Raw genomic sequence first — 397 nt, forward strand, 5'->3', positions numbered from 1 at the left:
TCCTCCTCTTCTTCTTTCTTTTCTCTCCCCTCTTTTCTCCCCCCCTTCCTCCCTTCTCTTCTTTTTTCTCCCCTCCTCTCTTCCCCTCCCTCTTTCCTTTTTTCTTCCTTCCTTCCCCCTTCTCTCCCTCTCTCCCTCCTTTTTCCTCTTTTCCTTTTTTTCCTCTCTTCCTCTTCCTCCCTTTTTTTTTCCTTTCCTCCCTCTTTTTTCCCCTCTCTTTTTCTCCTTTTTTCTTCCCCCCTTTTTCTCTTTCCCTCTTCCCTCCTTTTCTTTCTTTCTTCCTCTCCTCTTCCCCCCCCCTCTTCCCCCTCTCTCTCTCTCTTCTCTTCCTCTCCCTTTTCTCCCCTCTTCCCCTTTCTCTTCTCCCCCTCTCCTCTCCCCCCCTCCCTCTCTCCCT

Annotated in this window: 1 protein-coding gene; it reads right to left on the reverse strand. The window is 50.1% G+C overall.

From position 1 onward, the window contains the following. Positions 1-397 (reverse strand): hypothetical protein (locus KH400_RS29900; protein WP_217228202.1); only part of this gene is annotated, 397 nt, incomplete at both ends.

Source organism: Desertibacillus haloalkaliphilus (assembly GCF_019039105.1).
Lineage (GTDB): Bacteria > Bacillota > Bacilli > Bacillales > KJ1-10-99 > Desertibacillus > Desertibacillus haloalkaliphilus.